Origin of the sequence: Nocardia asteroides, from assembly GCF_900637185.1 — a bacterium.
Taxonomy (GTDB): Bacteria; Actinomycetota; Actinomycetes; order Mycobacteriales; family Mycobacteriaceae; genus Nocardia; species Nocardia asteroides.
Map to the genome: position 1 here is coordinate 5,133,058 of NZ_LR134352.1, position 19,078 is coordinate 5,152,135.

Annotated in this window: 14 protein-coding genes; 6 read left to right on the forward strand and 8 right to left on the reverse strand. The window is 71.1% G+C overall.

What is annotated here, in order from left to right; genetic code table 11:
* Nucleotides 1-12: 12 nt before the first annotated feature.
* The 4 genes from fabG1 to moxR1 all read right to left on the reverse strand — a co-directional run bounded on the left by fabG1 (nucleotide 13) and on the right by moxR1 (nucleotide 3,960).
* Entirely contained in the window at nucleotides 13-729 is a 717-nt protein-coding gene (fabG1, locus tag EL493_RS24010) for a 3-oxoacyl-ACP reductase FabG1 (protein WP_019050352.1), read from the reverse strand.
* 83 nt (nucleotides 730-812) lie between these two features.
* Entirely contained in the window at nucleotides 813-1,817 is a 1,005-nt protein-coding gene (locus tag EL493_RS24015; protein ID WP_019050353.1) for a VWA domain-containing protein, read from the reverse strand.
* Nucleotides 1,814-2,770 carry a DUF58 domain-containing protein gene (locus tag EL493_RS24020; protein ID WP_019050354.1) on the reverse strand — a complete coding sequence of 319 codons (957 nt, stop codon included), beginning with the start codon at nucleotides 2,768-2,770 and terminating at the stop codon, nucleotides 1,814-1,816. Before EL493_RS24020 ends, EL493_RS24015 begins: the two co-directional genes overlap by 4 nt.
* A 23-nt stretch (nucleotides 2,771-2,793) precedes the next feature.
* Nucleotides 2,794-3,960 carry a chaperone MoxR1 gene (moxR1, locus tag EL493_RS24025; RefSeq protein ID WP_022566030.1) on the reverse strand — a complete coding sequence of 389 codons (1,167 nt, stop codon included), beginning with the start codon at nucleotides 3,958-3,960 and terminating at the stop codon, nucleotides 2,794-2,796.
* Nucleotides 3,961-4,403: 443 nt separating this feature from the next.
* Between moxR1 and EL493_RS24030 the strand changes: the two genes are divergently transcribed.
* Both EL493_RS24030 and EL493_RS24035 read left to right on the forward strand, forming a co-directional pair.
* Entirely contained in the window at nucleotides 4,404-6,488 is a 2,085-nt protein-coding gene (locus tag EL493_RS24030; RefSeq protein ID WP_126405874.1) for a beta strand repeat-containing protein, read from the forward strand.
* Nucleotides 6,489-6,882: 394 nt separating this feature from the next.
* Nucleotides 6,883-7,512, forward strand: a complete 630-nt coding sequence (locus EL493_RS24035; protein ID WP_022566316.1) for a class F sortase — start codon at nucleotides 6,883-6,885, stop codon at nucleotides 7,510-7,512.
* Between the two features lie 23 nt (nucleotides 7,513-7,535).
* Here the strand turns inward: EL493_RS24035 and EL493_RS24040 are convergent, their stop codons facing one another.
* Nucleotides 7,536-8,906 carry an NlpC/P60 family protein gene (locus EL493_RS24040; RefSeq protein WP_019047710.1) on the reverse strand — a complete coding sequence of 457 codons (1,371 nt, stop codon included), beginning with the start codon at nucleotides 8,904-8,906 and terminating at the stop codon, nucleotides 7,536-7,538.
* A gap of 318 nt (nucleotides 8,907-9,224) precedes the next feature.
* Nucleotides 9,225-9,785, reverse strand: a complete 561-nt coding sequence (locus EL493_RS24045; protein WP_019047711.1) for an Rv1476 family membrane protein — start codon at nucleotides 9,783-9,785, stop codon at nucleotides 9,225-9,227.
* Between the two features lie 281 nt (nucleotides 9,786-10,066).
* On the opposite strand from EL493_RS24045, the gene acnA reads away from it, so the two are divergent.
* A complete protein-coding gene (acnA, locus tag EL493_RS24050; protein ID WP_030203598.1) occupies nucleotides 10,067-12,880 on the forward strand; it encodes an aconitate hydratase AcnA in 2,814 nt (937 codons plus the stop codon).
* 69 nt (nucleotides 12,881-12,949) lie between these two features.
* Nucleotides 12,950-13,516 carry a TetR/AcrR family transcriptional regulator gene (locus EL493_RS24055; protein WP_019047713.1) on the forward strand — a complete coding sequence of 189 codons (567 nt, stop codon included), beginning with the start codon at nucleotides 12,950-12,952 and terminating at the stop codon, nucleotides 13,514-13,516.
* Between the two features lie 126 nt (nucleotides 13,517-13,642).
* Here the strand turns inward: EL493_RS24055 and EL493_RS24060 are convergent, their stop codons facing one another.
* Complete coding sequence (locus EL493_RS24060; protein WP_019047714.1) at nucleotides 13,643-14,137, reverse strand: MarR family winged helix-turn-helix transcriptional regulator; 495 nt, start codon at nucleotides 14,135-14,137, stop codon at nucleotides 13,643-13,645.
* A gap of 65 nt (nucleotides 14,138-14,202) precedes the next feature.
* Here EL493_RS24060 and EL493_RS24065 point away from each other — a divergent pair, with 65 nt between their 5' ends.
* Nucleotides 14,203-14,697, forward strand: a complete 495-nt coding sequence (locus tag EL493_RS24065) for a cupin domain-containing protein (protein WP_019047715.1) — start codon at nucleotides 14,203-14,205, stop codon at nucleotides 14,695-14,697.
* Nucleotides 14,698-14,780: 83 nt separating this feature from the next.
* Nucleotides 14,781-15,197 carry an acyl-CoA thioesterase gene (locus EL493_RS24070; protein WP_019047716.1) on the forward strand — a complete coding sequence of 139 codons (417 nt, stop codon included), beginning with the start codon at nucleotides 14,781-14,783 and terminating at the stop codon, nucleotides 15,195-15,197.
* Nucleotides 15,198-15,251: 54 nt separating this feature from the next.
* Here EL493_RS24070 and EL493_RS24075 read toward each other — a convergent pair whose 3' ends face one another.
* Nucleotides 15,252-19,076 (reverse strand): type I polyketide synthase, encoded by a 3,825-nt coding sequence (locus tag EL493_RS24075; RefSeq protein WP_019047717.1) that lies wholly within the window; start codon nucleotides 19,074-19,076, stop codon nucleotides 15,252-15,254.
* Nucleotides 19,077-19,078: the final 2 nt, after the last annotated feature.

Below are 19,078 nucleotides of genomic sequence, written 5' to 3' on the forward strand. Positions count from 1 at the left end.
TCCGTTAGCGGGTCAGTGACCCATGCCCATGCCGCCGTCGACCGGGATGACGGCACCGGTGACGTAACGCGAGTCCTCCGACGCCAGGAAGCTGACCACCGCGGCGACGTCCTCGGCCTGGCCCAGGCGGCCCAGCGGGATGAACTTCTTGGCGGTTTCCTTCAGGTCCTCGGGCAGCTCGGCCGTCATGTCGGTCTCGATGAAACCGGGCGCCACCACGTTCGCGGTGATCGAGCGCGAGCCCAGCTCACGAGTGATGGAGCGCGCCATGCCGATCACACCGGCCTTGGACGAGGCGTAGTTGATCTGGCCGGGGCCACCGCCGAGGCCGACGACGGAGCCGAGGAAGATCATCCGGCCCCAGCGCGCCCGCAGCATGGCGCGGTTGGCGCGCTTGGCACAGCGGAAGGCGCCGGTCAGGTTGGCGTCGATGACGCGCTCGAACTGGTCCTCGGTCATGCGCATCAGCAGCGTGTCGTCGGTGATACCCGCATTCGCCACCAGCACCTCGACCGGTCCCTGGTGCTCCTCGACCTCGGTGAACGCCCGGTCGACCGACTCACTGTCGGTGACATCGCATTTCACGCCGAACAGACCTTCGGGCACCCCCGATCCGCGGTGCGTGACGGCGACCTTGTGGCCGTCGGCGAGCAGACGCTGGGCGACCGCGAGACCGATACCGCGGTTGCCACCGGTCACCAGGACCGAGCGGGATGTGACGTTCGACATAGGGTCCAACCTATCTGTTCCGGTTCGTGTGCCCCGCGCCAGGGTCGCGCCGTTGCGACTACTCACAACGCGGGGTTGCAGTGCTAGGGCAGGCGTTGACGATAGAGCAGACTGACCACGACGCCCGCGGCGACGAACAACATGCCCAGCAGCAGCCACGGTCTGCTCGCGTCGCCCCTGGTGGTCTCGTAGCCGATCTGCTCCTCGAGCGTGTCGTAGACGGCACGCAGCTCGGCCAGCGAGGACGCGGTGTAGAACTCGCCGCCGGACAGCTTGGCGATCTCCTGCAGCGAGGCGTTGTCGACGGGCACCTTGACCCGCTGCGACCCCTTGCCGTCGGAATCGGGGATCTCGACCGTGCCCCATTCGGTGCCGAAGGAGATCGTGGAGACCGGGATGTTCTTGTTCTTGGCCAGCCGGGCGGCGGTGAAACCGTGCCTCGGGTTGTCGACGTCCTTGTCGTCGGGCACGGTCTGCTTGCCGTCGGACATGAGCACGATGCGCGCGGGCGGCGGGGTCTCCGCGCCGCCCAGCACCGCGGCCAGGGTGTCGATCGACTGCAGCGCGGTGAGGATGCCCTCGCCCGTGGCGGTGCGTTCGGCCAGCTTGATGTTGTCGATCGAGTGCTTGACGGCTTCGCGGTTGGTCGTGGGCGACACCATCACCGAGGCGGTACCGGCGAAGGTGACGAAACCGAGGTTGATGCCGGGGGTCAGCCCGTCGACGAATTCCTTACCGGCCTTCTGCGCGACCTGCAGCCGGTTGGGTTCGACGTCGGTCGCCTCCATCGACAGCGACACGTCCATCACCAGCACGACGGTGGCCCGGTTGCGCGGCACCTTCTGCACGGCGGTGGGGCCCGCGGCGGCGATGGTCAGCAGCACCAGGCCGGCCAGGATGAGCGCGATCGGCACGTGCCGCATCGGGCTCGGCCGCGACGGGGCGACCCGCTCGAGCACGGTCATGTTGCCGAACTGCAGCATCCGCTTGTGCCGGGCGCGCTGCACCAGCACATAGCCGAGCACCAGCAGCGCCACGACGAGCAGGAAGCCGAGCCAGACGACGGCGGTGAAATGCGAAATACTCACTGGCGAGGCACCCGCCCGCTCGGGGCGCCGAGGCTGTGGCGCCGGGTGGACACGAACCGGACCACGTCGGCGATCCAGTCCCGATCGGTCTGCAGCGACAGCACCGGCGCGCCACAGCTGCGCAGCGCCTGCTGCACCTGCTCACGCTGGGCCTTGGCCGCCGCGGCGAAGTCGGCGCGCAGCGTGGGGGTGACGCTGAATTCGCGGGTGCGGCCCGATTCCGGATCGTGCAGCACCACGTCGCCGCCGTCGGGCAGGGCGACGTCGAGCGGGTCGAGCACCTCCACCGCGAGCAGATCGTGCCGGGCCGAGATCGCGCGCAGCGAACGCTGCCAGTCGACGTCGCCGAGGAAGTCGCTGATGACGACGGCGAGTCCGCGCTTGCGCTGCGGACGGCGCAGCGACTCGATGCCTGCCTTGAGGTCACCGCGCACACCGTCGCGGGCGTGCGGGGTGGTCGCGATGCCGCGCAGCATGGTCTGCGCGTGCAGGCGGCCGCTGCGCGCGGGGATGCGCACCAGGTCCTGACCGGTGGCGACGACCGCGCCGATCCGGTTGCCGCCGCCGGAGGTGAGGTGGGTGACCGCGGCCGCGGCGGCGATCGCCAGGTCGCGCTTCTGCACCCGGCCGGTGCCGAAGTCCAGGCTCGACGACAGGTCGACCACCAGCCAGGTCTCGAGCTCGCGGTCGGCGATCATCTGCCGCACGTGCGGATGGGTGGTGCGGGCGGTGACCGACCAATCCATCTGCCGCACATCGTCACCCGGCTGATACAGCCGCGCCTCGCCCGGTTCCGAGCCCGGTCCGGGGATGAGGCCCTGGTGGTCGCCGTGCAGCACGCCGTCGAGGCGGCGCCGCACCGTCAGCTCGAGCGTCTTGAGCGCGGCGGACAGCTTCGGGTCGGTCAGTTCCCCGGCGCGGAACGACGGCGGTGCGTGCGACGACACGGGCACGCGGACAACGGGTTCCGGCGCACTCACTGGGGCGCGACGTGGCCGGCGGGCTGGGACTGCTGCCCGTTCGCCGGCTGCGGCACGGGCTGTTGCTGAGGCGGCTGCGGGACCGCGGGCTGCTGCTGCGGGGCGGCCTGGCCGCCGACGGCCTGGGGCGCGACCTGCGGCAGACCGACGGTCTGCAGGACCCGCTTGATGACTTCCTCGGGGGTGACCTCGTCGGCGAGCGCGTCGTAGGACAGCACCAGGCGGTGACGCAGCACGTCCGGGATCACCTCGACGACGTCCTGCGGCACCACGTAGTCGCGGCCGCGGATCAGCGCCACGGCGCGCGCGGCCGCGATGATGCCGAGGCTGGCGCGCGGCGAGGCGCCGTAGGAGATCCAGTTGGCGACATCGGGCATGCCGAACTCGGCGGGCGTGCGGGTCGCGGTGATCACCCGGACGACGTAGTCGACCAGGGCGTGGTGGACGAAGACGTTGGCGGCCAGCTTCTGCAGGCGGATGATGTCCTCGGGCGCCAGGATCTGCTTGGGCTCCGGCGGGGTGACGCCCATCCGGTAGATGATCTCGCGCTCTTCCTCGACCGAGGGGTAGTCGACGACGACCTTGAACAGGAAGCGGTCGCGCTGGGCCTCGGGCAGCGGGTACACGCCCTCGCTCTCGATCGGGTTCTGGGTCGCCATGACCAGGAACGGATCGGGCATCGGGTAGGTCTTGCCACCGATCGACAGCTTGCGCTCGGCCATCACCTCGAGCAGGGCCGACTGCACCTTGGCGGGGGCGCGGTTGATCTCGTCGGCGAGCACGAAGTTCGCGACGACCGGGCCGAGTTCGGTGTCGAACTCCTCGCGGCCCTGACGGTAGATGCGGGTACCGATGAGGTCGGTGGGCACCAGGTCGGGGGTGAACTGCACGCGCGAGAACGAGCCGCCGACGACCTTGGCGAAGGTTTCCACCGCGAGGGTCTTCGCGACACCGGGCACGCCCTCGAGCAGGACGTGACCGCGCGACAACACGCCCACGAGCAGCCGCTCGACGAGGCGATCCTGACCGACGATGACCCGTTTGACCTCGTAGATCGCCTTCTCGAGAGTCTGGACGTCACGCTCCAGGGTGCTCGGCGTTGCCGTACCGGCGTCCTTCGCCAGCTTCGGCCCGCTCACACCTTCCGTCGAAGTCACCAACATCCCCGCTTTCGCTTTGGTCCTGTGCGTGCCGCCCCAACTATTCCAGGTAATAGCCCGGCGCGCCGCAACCGGCCAGGAGTGGACGCGAATTCGTCGTCTTACCCAGCCCAGCTCGGTATGCCCGTCACCCTACGCATGTCGCGTGCCGGTCGCCCGCGCGACGCGGACACCCGCGGGTCGCGCCGGACCGGCCGGAGCACAGCGGCAAATTTTCAGCAACATGATCTGGCTCGCATCGGTTACCGGCGGTAACGATCCGGATTCACCGGCGGCCACCCGCCCAGGTCGGCGCCCCGGTCGGTGCGTTCGTGGCCTTGGACACACAGTTCAGCGGTACTTCTGCCGACCTCGTTGCGGTTCTATGGACCATCTCCACACGCCGATCCGTTTTATGAATCCATACCGGCCTGTCGGATTGTTTCGATCCATAGAAGGTGATCTTCATGCGGTTTTCCCACTCCTCGCGATTCTCTCGCGGTTTGCTGCCGTCGGCCGTGGTCGTCACCGTGGCGGCCGTCGGCCTCGCCGCCGCCCCCACCGCGCTGGCGAACCCCCTCTCCCCGCCCGGGATCGGGATCGGCGTCGACACCGGTTCGGCCGGCCTCGATCTCGGCACCGGATCCAGTACGGCAGGCACCACGCTCGGCCTGGGTACCGGCAGTTCCGGGGCGAGCACCGGCGGTGCACTCGACACCGGCAGCGGCGCCGTAGGCACCGAACTCGGCCTCGGCACCGGATCCGGCGGCGGCGCTGGAACCGAACTCGGGCTCGGCTCCGGATCCGGATCCACGGGCGCGCCGGGCACCGGAAGCACGTCGGGCGCGGGCACCGAACTCGGGCTGGGACCCGGTGCCGGATCATCAGGAACAGGCTCGGGGACCGGCCTTCTCAACGGCGCGGAAGCCCTGGGCACCGGCAGCGCGACCGGATCGGGCGGTCCCGGCGCCGTCGGCACCGGCAGCGCGCTGGGACCCGGCAGCGCGTCGGCCGGTGGCACCGGCAGCGCGTCGGCCTCCGGCAGCTCCGAAGCACTCGGCACCGGAGGCGCAGTGACGAGCGGCAGCGCCGACGCGCTCGGCACCGGCAGCGCCCTCGCGACCGGCAGCGCCGACGCGCTCGGCACCGGAAGCGCCCTCGCGACCGGCAGCGCCGACACGCTCGGCACCGGAAGCGCCCTCGCGACCGGCAGCACCGACACGCTCGGCACCGGCAGCGCCCTCGCAACCGGCAGCACCGACACGCTCGGCACCGGCAGCGCCCTCGCAACCGGCAGCACCGACACGCTCGGCACCGGCAGCGCCCTCGCAACCGGCAGCACCGACACGCTCGGCACCGGCAGCGCCCTCGCAACCGGCAGCGCGGATGCGCTCGGCGCGGGTAGCGCTTTGGCAGCCGGGAGCTCTGAAGCGCTCGGCGCCGGGGGCGCACTCGGCAGCGGTAGCGCGGCGGCCTCGGGCAGCGGCACGACACTTCTAGGGTCGGGCAGTGCCGCCAATGGAAGTTCCGCCGGCCTGGGCGTCCTCGCCGCCCTGCTCGATACGGGCAGCGCAGTCGGCGGGGCCGGTGCGGCGACAGGTCTGAGCGCGCTGCTCGGTACCGGAAGCGCGGGGGCCCTAGGCACCAGCCTCGCGGGGGTGCTCGGCACCGGCAGCGCAGGGGCCCTTGGCACCGGTCTCGCGGGAGCCCTCGGCACCGGCAGCGCAGGGACCCTCGGCACTGGTCTCGCGGGAGCCCTCGGCACCGGCAGCGCAGGGACCCTCGGCACTGGTCTCGCGGGAGTGCTCGGCACCGGAAGCGCGGCGGCACTGGGCACCGGCAGTGCGGGAGCCCTCGCCACCGGTAGTGCGGGGGCCGGCGCACTCGGACTCGGCAGCAGCATCGGGACGTTGGCGCTACTGCTCGGCACCGGCAGCGCAGGAGTCGGCAGCGCGGCACTCGGCAGCGCCGCACTCGGCAGCGCGGCAGTCGGCAGTGCCGCACTCGGCAGCGCCGCACTCGGCAGCGCAGGTGTCGGCAGTGCGGCAGTCGGCAGCGCAGGTGTCGGCAGTGCGGCAGTCGGCAGCGCAGGAGTCGGCAGTGCGGCAGTCGGCAGCGCAGGAGTCGGCAGTGCGGCAGTCGGCAGCGCCGCGTTGGGTGGCGCAGCGCTCGGCGGTGCATTGGCGGGGGCGGGGTCTTCCCAGGGGCCCGGCACGTCCGGTGAGCACAGCGAACCGTCGCCCACCCCGCCGGCTGCGGACGGCAACGGTCCGGGTGGATCCACCGCCCCGGAGACCGATTCCGGCGACTCGACCAACTCCGGCGACACGCACGAGTCCGGCCGGTCCAGCGGGGCGACTCTCACCGGTGGCGGAGCCACCACGTCCACCGCGCAGGGGTACGGAGCACCCTCCGGCGCACCCGAGACCGGCGCGGGCGGACGGTTCACCGACGATCGGTTGATGCTGGCGGGGTTCGGCGTGCTGGCACTGCTCGGCGCCGCTGTCGCCGTGACCCGCGACCGGCACCCCGCCCGGCGGAACCGGGCATGACCCGACAACCGGAGACAGTGTGGCGGCTGCGCGGCCGCACCGCCAGGGAAGAACCCGGTGCCGCGCTGCCGCGCGGACGACACCGTCGACGGCGCAACGGCGGCCCGAGCGCGCAATGCTCCGCTGCCGGCGCCGGTCGGCGCCGCCTGTGCGGTGACCAGCCGATCCCGTCCCGGGTGACGCAGTCGAACGCGCCGACGCCGATCTCGCCGGCGTGGTCCGGCTGGGGGCCGATCCGCCGATCGAACTGCCGGACGGCCCGCGATCGCCGCACGGAGCCGGCTGCTCACCGGCGCGCCACGCACACGGGTACTCGGCACCGTCGACCTGCAGGCCCGAGGGCAACCGGGCCGGTCGGCAGGCGAAACCGGCACTGCGCGGGAAGGATTGGGTGGTGATCGGCAGGTCGCGGGCACGGACCGTCCGGACCGTGGTGGTGGCGTCGGTCCTGGTCGGCGTGGCGGCGGGATTCTTCGTCACCGCCGCCACGCGGGTGCCCGGACAAGCCGAACCGCCGCCTGCCCACGTCGACACCGCATTGCCGGGCACCGTCGCGGCGGCCGCGCCGCTGGACCGCTCGGCGCCGGTCCGGCTGGAGATTCCGCGGATCGGACTCGACACCAGCCCGGGACGCAGCGGCACGACCACGAGCGGAGCACTCGCCGCGCCTGCGGATTTCGCGCACACGACGTGGTTCGAGCCGGGTGCCAGCCCCGGCGAGGCGGGCCCGGCGGTGATTCTCGGACACGTCGACTCGACGAGCGGACCCGCCGTGTTCTTCCGGCTGGGCGAACTCGCCGCCGGTGACGAGGTCCTGGTGACCAGGGCCGACGGCCGCACGGCGCACTTCGTCGTCGACCGCACCGAGTCGGTCGACAAGACCGAGTTCCCCACCGACCGGGTCTTCGCCGACGACGGCACCGCCCGCCTGCGCCTCATCACCTGCGGCGGCACCTTCGACCCGGACCGAGGCCGCTACCTGGCCAATGTCATCGTCTACGCGACCCTGGTCGCCACCACCTGACCGGCGCGGCGACCGCGCGGCGCCTACTCGGTGACGATGCGGACCGCGTACGGCATGATCCCGTCCTCGCGGACCGGCGAGATCTTCACGACGTCACCGGATTCGGGGGCTTCGATCATGGTGCCGTCGCCCAGGTACAGGGCGACGTGCGCGCTGCCGCCGGGGCCCCAGAACAGCATGTCGCCGCGTTCGCGGTCGTCGACGTCGACGCGGGTGCCCGCGTTGTACTGATAGCCGCTGTAGTGCGGCAGGGACACCCCGATGCCGGCGAAGGCGTAGAGCATCAGGCCGGAGCAGTCGAAGCCGATCTTGTTGTAGTCGCCGTGGGCGTCGGCGGTGCCGCCGTCGCGGATCCCGAGGGTGGGCCCGTCCTCGTCGCCACCGCCCCAGGCATAGGTGACGCCGAGCTGCGACATGGCCCGGTCGATCACCGTCTCGATCGCCGCCGAGCCGGTGACCTGTGGGCGCGTCGGGCGGGGTTTGGTCTTGCGCGGCGAGGCCGGGGTGGATTCGAGTTCGGTGTGCGGGCGCTGCCCTTCCCCGAGGCGGGCGGCGCGGTCGCGGGCGGCCTGGTCGGCGGCGGCGCGCTGGGCGGCGGCATTGGCGGCGGCCAGCAGTGCGGTGACCTCGGCCTTGCGCTGGTCGTCCCAGGCCAGGAACACCTCACGCTGGCTCTGCAGCCCCGACACCGTCGCGCGGGCGACATCGAGGGCCGCCTGGGCGGCGGCGCGGTCACGCTGGAGGTTGTCGCGGGCGACGGACTGGGCGTCGAATTCGTTCTTGGCCACCGACATCGCGGTTTGGGCGGCGTTCTTCTTCTGTTCGGCCGCGCCCGCGGCGGCGTCGGCGTCGGTCTTGGCCTGCCGGGCCGCGGCATTCTGGTTGGCCTGGGCGATCTGGGTGCGGCGCAGGTCGTCGAGCACCTGACGCTGGTTCTTGGAGACCATGCTCAGCACCTGGGCGCGGTCCATCGCGGTGTCGGGGGTGGCGGAGGCGAGGTAGGTGACGACCGAGCTGTTGACCGGGCGCACGTAGGCCTGGGTCGCGAGCTGGTCGAACTCCTGGCGCGCGCCCGCGACTTTCGCGCCCGCGTCGGCCAGCAGATTCTGTGAATCGGCGACGGCGGCCGCGGCCGCATCGGCGGCGTCCCTGGCGCTCTGCAGGTCGACGAGCGCCTGGTTGACCGCTTCGCGTTTCGCGGCGAGCACGTCGTCGAGGGCGCGCAGCTGCTGATCGGCCGCGGCGACGCGGTTGATCAGGACGCCGATCTCGCCGACGCGGGCGTCGACCTGGGCGCCGGCGCCCGCGATCTCCCCGTCGGACGGGTTGGGCGGCGGCGGTGGCACCGCCGCGACCGGTCCCGCGCTCGCGAGGAGGGCCAGCGCCAGCAGCAATCCTGCCGCTACCCGTAATAGACCTGGTTCGTCCTGCCTGCCCGCTGCGCGCACGGCACCTCCGAGTGACTCGACTCGACATACGTCACCGGCGCATCAGCCCACCCATCGACCACAGGAGTCGACCAATGCCCCCTTTACCACTGCCTTCACGATCGCGATCACCGCAACCGTACGACACATAGTTCACAAAGGAAACATCAGCCACAGGATGACAGGCGTGTAATTTGACGATTGCCCGAAATTAGCCTGACGAGCGACAGGTTTGCAGCACAAAAACAGACCGCAGGTCTGGAAATGTGGCGTAAGGGAAACCAGTTACTGGAGAGAACCCGTGTCGCGCCCCGACACGGCGGCCGGATCCCGCGCATCGTCGTCGGGACCGCGCCGCGCCTTCACGACATAGAGCCCGGCGATGGCCAGCACGGTGAGCGTCAGCAGCACGCCGGTGATCGCACCCCAGGACACGCCCTCGGGCTGCTCGAGCCGGCCCACGAAGGCCTGCACGGCCTCCTCGGGGTGGTTGCCCTTGTACTTGGCCGCGTCCTCGGCCCATTCCAGCCGGACCCGGCTGATGCTGTCGCTGTGGGTGCCGATCCAGTCGTCGCTGAACACCGCGACGGTGCCCTCCGTGCTTTTGCCCACCTCGGTGGCCAGGTCACGTAGGCTCGAGTCGTGGCCGGGGTTGCCGGGAACGACGACGACGCTCAGCGGGATCCCCTCGGATCGCGCCTGGGCGACGATCGCCGCCAGCTTCTCCTGGTTCACACCCTTCGGGGCGGCGACGTGATTGTCGGCGAGATCGGACCGGACACTGCTCAGCACAATATTGGGCGGCAGTTCCGCGGCCATCGGCGCAAAGGTGTGCAAGACGGTCATCTTCCATCCGGTCTGTCGAGCCACGGTCGCCTGCGTTGCGACGGGCATCCAACACTGCAGGGTGAGCGTCAACGCGTCATTCCCCGACTCGCTCGACAGGCACAGTACGCGACGCCGCGCGCGAACATGCCCGCACGGCACGCTCAACCGCCCCCGCGCATTTCATAGGACAAGCGTACTGTTAGGCTCGTACGGCGAGGAATCCGGCATCTCACGGCGCCGGAACCCCCTCCGAAGACGCGAGTCGCCGGCACAGCCCCGCCGGCGGCACACCCTCACAGATGAGTGGAGCTGACGTGACGAAGATTGATACCTTCGGCGCCAAGGGCACGCTCGAGGCCGGAAGCAACTCCTACGAGATCTTCCGTCTCTCGGCCGTTCCCGGCACCGAGAAGCTGCCCTACGCCCTGAAGGTGCTGGCGGAGAACCTGCTGCGCACCGAGGACGGCGCCAACATCACCGCCGATCACATCCGCGCGATCGCCAACTGGGACCCGTCGGCGCAGCCGAACGTCGAGATCCAGTTCACCCCGGCGCGTGTGATCATGCAGGACTTCACCGGCGTGCCCTGTGTCGTCGACCTCGCCACCATGCGCGAGGCCGTGGCCACCCTCGGCGGCGACCCGAACAAGGTCAACCCGCTCTCCCCCGCCGACATGGTCATCGACCACTCGGTGATCCTGGACGTCTTCGGCCGCGCGGACGCGCTGGAGCGCAACGTCGAGCTCGAGTACGAGCGCAACGGCGAGCGGTACCAGTTCCTGCGCTGGGGCCAGGGCGCCTTCGACGACTTCAAGGTCGTACCCCCGGGCATGGGCATCGTGCACCAGGTCAACATCGAGTACCTGGCCCCCACGGTCATGGTCCGCAACGGCCAGGCCTACCCCGACACCTGTGTCGGCACCGACTCGCACACCACCATGGTCAACGGCCTGGGCGTGCTGGGCTGGGGCGTGGGTGGCATCGAGGCCGAGGCCGCGATGCTGGGCCAGCCGGTCTCCATGCTGATCCCGCGCGTCGTCGGCTTCAAGCTGACCGGTGAGATCAAGCCGGGCGTCACCGCCACCGACGTGGTGCTCACCGTCACCGACATGCTGCGCAAGCACGGTGTGGTCGGCAAGTTCGTCGAGTTCTACGGCAAGGGTGTGGCCGAGGTCCCGCTGGCCAACCGCGCCACCCTGGGCAACATGAGCCCCGAGTTCGGTTCCACCGCCGCGATCTTCCCGATCGACGCCGAGACCGTGAACTACCTGCGCCTGACCGGCCGGTCCGACGAGCAGCTCGCGCTGGTCGAGGCCTACGCCAAGGAACAGGGCCTGTGGCACGACCCCGACCACGAGCCGGCCTACTCCGAGTACCTGGAGCTGGACCTGGGCACCGTGGTGCCGTCCATCGCCGGTCCGAAGCGCCCGCAGGACCGCATCCTGCTGAGCGAGTCGAAGTCCGCGTTCCGTTCCGACATCGTGAACTACGTCGACTCGGCCGACCTGACCGCGCTGGACGAGGGCGTCGAGGAGACCTTCCCGGCCTCGGATCCGGTCTCGGTCTCGGCCGGTGCCGCCGACGACACCTACGTTCCCGCCCACTCGGCCGCCAACGGCGCCGAGGGTCGTCCGTCCAAGCCGGTCACGGTTCGCTCCGCCGAGCGTGGTGACTTCGTGCTCGACCACGGCGCCGTCGTGGTCGCGGGCATCACCTCCTGCACCAATACCTCCAACCCGTCGGTCATGCTGGGCGCCGCCCTGCTGGCCCGCAACGCGGTGGAGAAGGGCCTGTCCACCAAGCCGTGGGTCAAGACCAACATGGCGCCGGGCTCGCAGGTCGTCTCGGACTACTACGAGAAGGCCGGCCTGTGGCCGTACCTGGAGAAGCTGGGCTTCTACGTGGGTGGCTACGGCTGCACCACCTGCATCGGCAACACCGGCCCGCTGCCCGAGGAGATCTCGGCCGCGATCAACGACAACGACCTGTCGGTGACCGCCGTGCTGTCCGGTAACCGCAACTTCGAGGGCCGCATCTCCCCCGACGTGAAGATGAACTACCTGGCCTCCCCGCCGCTGGTCATCGCCTACGCGCTCGCGGGCACCATGGACTTCGACTTCGAGACCGACGCCCTGGGCCAGGACTCCGACGGCAACGACGTGTTCCTGAAGGACATCTGGCCGTCCCCGCAGGAGATCGACGACACCATCAAGTCGGCGATCAACCAGGAGATGTTCAAGAAGTCCTACGCCACCGTGTTCGACGGTGACGAGCGCTGGCAGAACCTGGCCACCCCGGAGGGCGACACCTTCGCGTGGGACGACAAGTCGACCTACGTCCGCAAGGCGCCGTACTTCGACGGCATGCAGATGGAGCCGTCCCCGGTCACCGACATCACCGGCGCGCGCGTGCTGGCGCTGCTGGGCGACTCGGTCACCACCGACCACATCTCCCCGGCCGGCCCGATCAAGCCCGGCACCCCCGCCGCGCAGTACCTCGACGCCAACGGTGTGGCCCGCAAGGACTACAACTCGCTGGGCTCGCGTCGTGGTAACCACGAGGTGATGATCCGCGGCACCTTCGCCAACATCCGGCTGCGCAACCAGCTGCTCGACGACGTCTCGGGTGGCTACACCCGCGACTTCACCCAGGACGGTGGCCCGCAGGCGTTCATCTACGACGCCTCGCAGAACTACCAGGCCGCGGGCATCCCGCTGGTCGTGCTGGGCGGCAAGGAGTACGGTTCGGGCTCCTCGCGCGACTGGGCTGCCAAGGGCACCAGCCTGCTGGGCGTGAAGGCCGTCATCACGGAGTCGTTCGAGCGCATCCACCGCTCCAACCTCATCGGCATGGGCGTCATCCCGCTGCAGTTCCCGGCCGGTCAGTCGGCGGCCTCGCTGGGCCTCGACGGCACCGAGACCTTCGACATCGCGGGCATCACCGCGCTGAACGAGGGTGTCACCCCGGAGACCCTGAAGGTCACCGCCACCAAGGAAGACGGCTCGAAGGTGGAGTTCGACGCGGTCGTGCGCATCGACACCCCCGGTGAGGCCGACTACTACCGCAACGGCGGCATCCTGCAGTACGTGCTGCGCAACATGATCCGCGGTTAATCACCGCGTACGACAACCCCCGTCTCGGTTCGCCGGGGCGGGGGTCCGTGTATCCCCGCTGGAGGACTCATGCCCAAGGTCAGCGACGACCACCTCGCCGCCCGCCGCAGCCAGATCCTCGACGGTGCACGGCGCTGCTTCGCCGAATACGGCTACGACGGCGCCACGGTGCGCCGTCTGGAGGAGGCCATCGGCCTCTCGCGCGGCGCGATCTTCCATCACTTCCGCGACAAGGACGCGCTGTTCTTCGCCCTGGCCAAGGACGACGCCGAGCGCATGGCCGAGGTCGCGGCCAATCAGGGCATCGTGCAGGTGATGCGGGACATGCTCGCCCGCCCTGAGGAATTCAACTGGCTGGGCACCCGGCTCGAGATCGCCCGCCGGGTCCGCACCGATCCGGAGTTCCGGGCGGGCTGGACCCAGCGCTCGGCCGAACTGACCGCGGCCACCCTGGCCCGCCTGGAACGGCGCAAGGCCGCGGGCGCGCTGCGCGACGACGTCCCCACCGACGTGTTGCTCGGTTACCTCGACCTGGTCCTCGACGGCTTGATCGCGCGGATCGCCTCGGGTCACACCGACGACAACCTGTCCGCCGTGCTCGACCTGGTCGAGGCGTCGGTGCGCCGCCGCGACTGAGCACAGCGAAACCCACACCGCCGCACGACCTTTCGGGCCGCGCGGCGGTTTTCGCGCATTCGGGGCCGCTCCTCGATTGCGGCGCACGGGATTCCGCCGATCCATAGTTTCCCGCGGCGGGATCGGCTAGCCCTCCAGACTCCGCAGCATGATGCGGGCGATGCGGTCCAGCGCCTCCCGGTCGGCCGGTTCGAGCACCGACAGCATGCGCGTCTCGTTCTCGGTGTGCGCGGCGACCACCACGTCGACGAGTTCGCGCCCCGCCGGGGTGAGCGCGACGCGCACCGCCCGGCGATCGCCCGGGTCGGCGATCCGGCGGACCAGCCCGGCGCTCTCCAGCCGGTCGATCCGGCCGGTCATACCCGCCCGCGACAGCATCAGGGTGTCGGCCAGGACCGACGGGTTGAGTTCGCAGGGATCACCCGAACGGCGCAGTGCCGCCAGCACATCGAACTCGCCGCGCTGGAGTCCGTGCGCGGTGAAGACCGCTTCGATCCGGGCCGTGGCGACGGCCGTCAGCCTGCCGAGCCTGCCGAACACGGCCATCGCCGCGAGATCGAGGTCGGGTCGTTCGCGCCGCCACTGCGCGGCGATGGCGTCGACGGCGTCCGGTTCATCCATGGACACGATTCTATTCGCCGCGATATAGTTCGGTAGCGAATTATCAACCGGCGAATGGAAAAGTCATGACGAACCCGCGCGACATCGCCCTCTGCCTGCCCGAGGACGCGGAGACCCTGGGCACCGACACGGTGCGCATGCGCCTGCTCACCGACGCGAACGCCAGCGACGGGACCGTCAGCACGCTGGAGGTCACCATGGCCCAGGGCGCCGACGGCGCGGCCCCGCATTTCCACACCCGCTCCGACGAGCTGTTCTATGTCGCCGACGGCGAGCTCCAGGTCATGGCGGGCGATCGCATCCTCACCGTCGGGGCGGGCGGCTCCCTGGTGGTGCCGCGGCACATGCCGCACGCCTTCGGCGCCACGCCCGACAGCGGCGCGCGCATCCTCATCGCCCTGATGCCCGGCGTGCAGCGGTTCGAGTACTTCCGGTTGCTCGACCGGCTCATCCACGGCGACGCCACCCACGAGGAATTCCTGGCCGCCCAGGAGGAGTTCGACAACCACTTCGTCGACGCGCCGGCCTGGTGGGCCGAGCGCACCGCCCACCGCCGCTGAGTCATGACCCAACCGGGTGGTTTGTGGCGCAGATTGCAGCCCGATCGGGAACATCGGCGCCGGAGACCTCGGTTATACGCCGTATGACGTTCTCCGTGCCGGTCCTCGTCCGTGGCTACGAACTCGACACCCAGGGCCACCTGAATCACGCCGTGTACCACCAGTACGGCGAGCATGCCCGCTGGGAGCTGATGCGGGCGGCGGGTATCCCGCAGGACAAGTTCCTGGCCAGCGGTATCGGAGCGGTGGTGCTCGAGTCGACGATCAAGTACAAGCGGGAACTGCGCGGCGGCGACGAGGTCACCGTGACCTGCGAATTCGACTGGGACGGCGGCAAGGTCTTCAAGTTCCACCACCAGATCGTGAAGCTCGACGGCACGGTCTCCGCGGAGATCACCGTGGTGGCCGGAGCGATGGATCTGACCGAGCGCAAGCTCGTCCCCAACCCCGCCGAGCACTTCCGCAGCCTGGCCGAACGTCCCGAGCTGCTCGGCCTCTGACGGACCCGACGACGGCCCGCGGCGTACCCGCCGCGGGCCGTCGTCGTCTCGGGGTCAGGCCGTGAGCAGCTCGGTGAGGTGGTCGGCGATGGCGACGACCGTGGGCTGCTGCCAGAAGACGGTGGCCTGCAGCTTGTGGCCGAAGCGCTTCTCCAGCTTCTTGCGGATCGTCACCGTCATGACCGAGTCGAGGCCCTGTTCCAGCAGCGGCCTGCGCGGATGCAGGTCGGCGGTGTCGGGCAGGCGCATCTCGCCGGCGATCGTGCCGGTCACCTCGGTGACGACCAGTGCGTGCAGTTGCTCGGCGGTGAGGTTCTCCAGCGAGAGCACCGGTCCGAGCGCGCCCGTGCCCGCGGTCGCGTCGTCCTCGACGGGCCGGTCGATGACCGGGTAGACCATGCCGGTCACCCGTGCGATCACGGTGCCGTCGGTGCCGGCGACCAGGCCGTCGACCACGTCGGTTCGGGCCGGGTCGAGGGCCACCTCGATCACCGCCTCCTCCGGCGGCGCCCCGGCGCAGGTGACGTCGTCGATCTGGACGACCATGCGCAGCAACGGATCACCGCCGAACGCGGCGGGCGCGATCGACATGACCGCGTCCAGTAGCGGCGCCCAGGTGGAACTGCCGCCGGGCGCGACGCGGACCCGCGCACGCACCACGTCGGCGCCCATCAGCAGATCCTCGACCCGCCAGTCGAACCCGGTCTCGGGCACGCCCACCGTGGCGAGACGCTGATGGATCACCCCCGGATCGACCGGGAACATCCGGCGCTGCGCCGGATCGCCGAGGGCGGCGGGCAGCGGAGCGGGCGCGACGGTGGCCGCCTCGGCGTGGATCAGCCAGGCCGCTTCCTGCTCGGGGTCCTCGCCGGGGGTGCGGGAGGCGATACGCAGGACGCCGCGCTCGGGGTCGTGCACGATCTGGACCTCGCGCTCGCCCTCGGTGAGCAGGGGGTGCCGCATCGCGACCGTCGCGAGGGCGAGCGGGCCGTCGGCGCCCGCGCCCGCCTGCCGGAAGGTCTCGACGAGGACCGCGGCGGGGACGATCTCGGCCCCGTTGAGGGCATGACTGCCCGGGTAGGGCCGGTTCTCGTCGACGAGCACGGTGTTCCAGATCCGCAGGTCGCTGCCCGCGACCGTGCTCGCGGTGCCCAGCAGGGTGTGCGAGCTCGCGTCGTGGCCCTGCCCCGGCACGCGACCGGCCACCGACGGCGCGTACCAGAGCTGTCGTCCCTGCCAGGCGTAGCCGGGCAGTTCGGCGGGCTCGGCCGCCGGGTGCAGCCGGTCCAGGTCGACGAGCAGGCCGCGGCAGTGCACCGCGCCCAGCGCGGCCAGGAAGGTGAGCTGTTCGGGCAGGTCGCGGCGCAGCGTGGTGCCGACGAACGCGTCGTCGAAACCGCTCTCCCCCAGCGTTTCCCGGACGGAGTGCGCGACCACCGGGTGCGGGGAGATCTCGAGGAAGTCGCGGAACCCGTCGGCCAGCGCGGCCTCGACCGCGCCGGCCAGCCGGACGGGGTTGCGCAGGTTGGCGACCCAGTACCCGGCGTCGGTGGCCGGCGCGGACCGCGCGTCCAGCAGCGCGGTCGAGTACATCCGGACCGTGTGCGGGCGGTAGGTCAGATCGGCGCCCGCGAGCGCGAGTTCGTCGAGCAGCGGGTCCATGTGCGGGCTGTGGAAGGCCACGTCGGAGGCGACCCGGCGCACCCCGATCCCCTCCTCCGGCCAGCTCGCCAGGACCTCGTCGACGGCCGCCGGGTCACCGGAGAGCACGCTCGACACCGTCGAGGACGCGATGGCGGCGACGAGATCGGTTCTGTCGCCGAGCTTTTCCTGGGCCGCGCCGAGCGGGATCGTCACCATGGCCATGGCGCCCGCACCGGCGACCCGGCGCAGCAGCAGGGAGCGGCGGCAGATCAGCGTGGCGCCGTCGGTGACCGACAGCGCGCCCGCGGCGACGGCGGCGGCGATCTCCCCGACCGAGTGTCCGATCACCGCGTCCGGGGTGACGCCGTAGGCGCGCCACATCGCCGCCAGGCCGACCTGCATCACGAAGATCATGGTCTGGATCCGGTCGACACCGTCGACCTCGTCGTCGAGCAGGACCTGTCGGGGCGAGAAACCGATCTCGGCCAGGAAGACCGGCTCGATCTCGTCGACCACGGCGGCGAATTCCGGGACGGCGAGCAGATCGCGGCCCATGCCACGCCACTGCGAGCCGTGCCCGGAGAACACCCACACCAGTCCCTTGCCGAACTCGCCGGCGGTGGGTCCGGTGGCGACGCCGGGGTCGCGGCGGTCGGCGGCCAGCGCCCGCAGCCGGGCGACCAGCTCGGACTCGTCGCGGGCCACGACGACGGCGTTGTGGGCCAGCTGCGAACGGCGATGGGTCAGGGTGTGCCCGACCGCGTCGAGCGAGACCGCGCCCGCCCGGCGCTCGACCCAGTCGGCCAGCCGGTCGGCGTAGGCGCGCAGGGCGGGCTCGGCGGCCGCCGACAGCGGGAACAGGCGGTGGCCGTCGAGGTCGGCGCGCGGTGCGGCGGCGGGACGCGCGGGCGCGGCGGGTGCCTCCTCGAGCACGAGGTGGGCGACGGTGCCGCCGTAGCCGAACCCGGACACTCCAGCCCGGCGCGGGCCGTGGCCGGTGGGCCACGGGGTGTGCTCGGTGGTGAGCCGCAGACCCGCGGTGTCCCAGGGGATCTCGGGGTTGGGTTCGCTGACCAGCGGGGTGCGCGGGATCTCGCCGTTGGCCAGCGCCAGCACGGTCTTGATCACGCTGGCCACGCCCGCGGCGCCCTCGAGGTGGCCGATGTTGGCCTTCACCGAACCGATCAGCAGCGGCTCGCCCGCGGGCCGCGCCGACCCGTAGACCGCGGCCAGCGCCTCGGCTTCCATCGGATCGCCCAGCCGGGTGCCGGTGCCGTGCGCCTCGACGAAATCGACGGTGGCCGGGTCGATTCCGGCGTGCTTGCAGGCGCGCTGCATGACGTGCGCCTGAGCCTGGCCCGACGGCGCCATGATGCCGTTGGTGCGGCCGTCCTGGTTGACCGAACTGCCGCGCACCAGCGCGAGCACCTGGTCGCCGTCGCGCTGGGCGCTGTCGAGGCGGCGCAGCACCACCACGCCGCAGCCTTCGCCGCGGCCGTAGCCGTCGGCGGTGGCGTCGAAGGCCTTGCTGCGCCCGTCCGGGGCCAGCGCGCCCGCCGCGTCCAGGGTGATCGTCTGCCCGGGAGTGACCACCAGGTTCACCCCGCCGACGATGGCCAGGTCGCATTCGCCGTTGCGCAGGCTCTGCGACGCCAGGTGCAGGGCCACCAGCGAGGCCGAGCACGCGGTGTCGACCGCGACGCTGGGGCCGCGCAGGTCGAACGAGTGCGACAGGCGGTTGGCCACCGCGCAGGTGGCGGCGCCGATGCCGGTCCAGGCCTCGATGCCGGCCAGGTCCTCCAGCATCAGGGCGCCGTAGTCGCCGGTGCAGACGCCGACGAACACGCCGGTATCGCTGCCGGCCAGGGTGCGCGGCGCGATGCCGGCCTGTTCCAGTGCGTCCCAGGTGACTTCGAGCAGCAGGCGCTGCTGCGGGTCCATCAGCGCGGCCTCGCGCGGGGAGATGCCGAAGAACTCCGCGTCGAACCGGTCGATCTCGCGCAGGAAACTGCCGCGGGTCACGGTGTTCCGCACGGCGGTCGCGAATTGCGGTGTGCGGTGCCGGTATCGGGACCAGCGCTCCGGCGGGATCTCGCCGTAGGTGTCGCGACCGGCGGCGAGCAGGTCCCAGAAGTCGGCGGGCGAGCCGACATCGCCGGGGAAGCGACAGCCGATGCCGATCACCGCGACGGGATCGACCGCGGTGCCTGCGTTGTCGTGTTCGGGGTGGGACATAG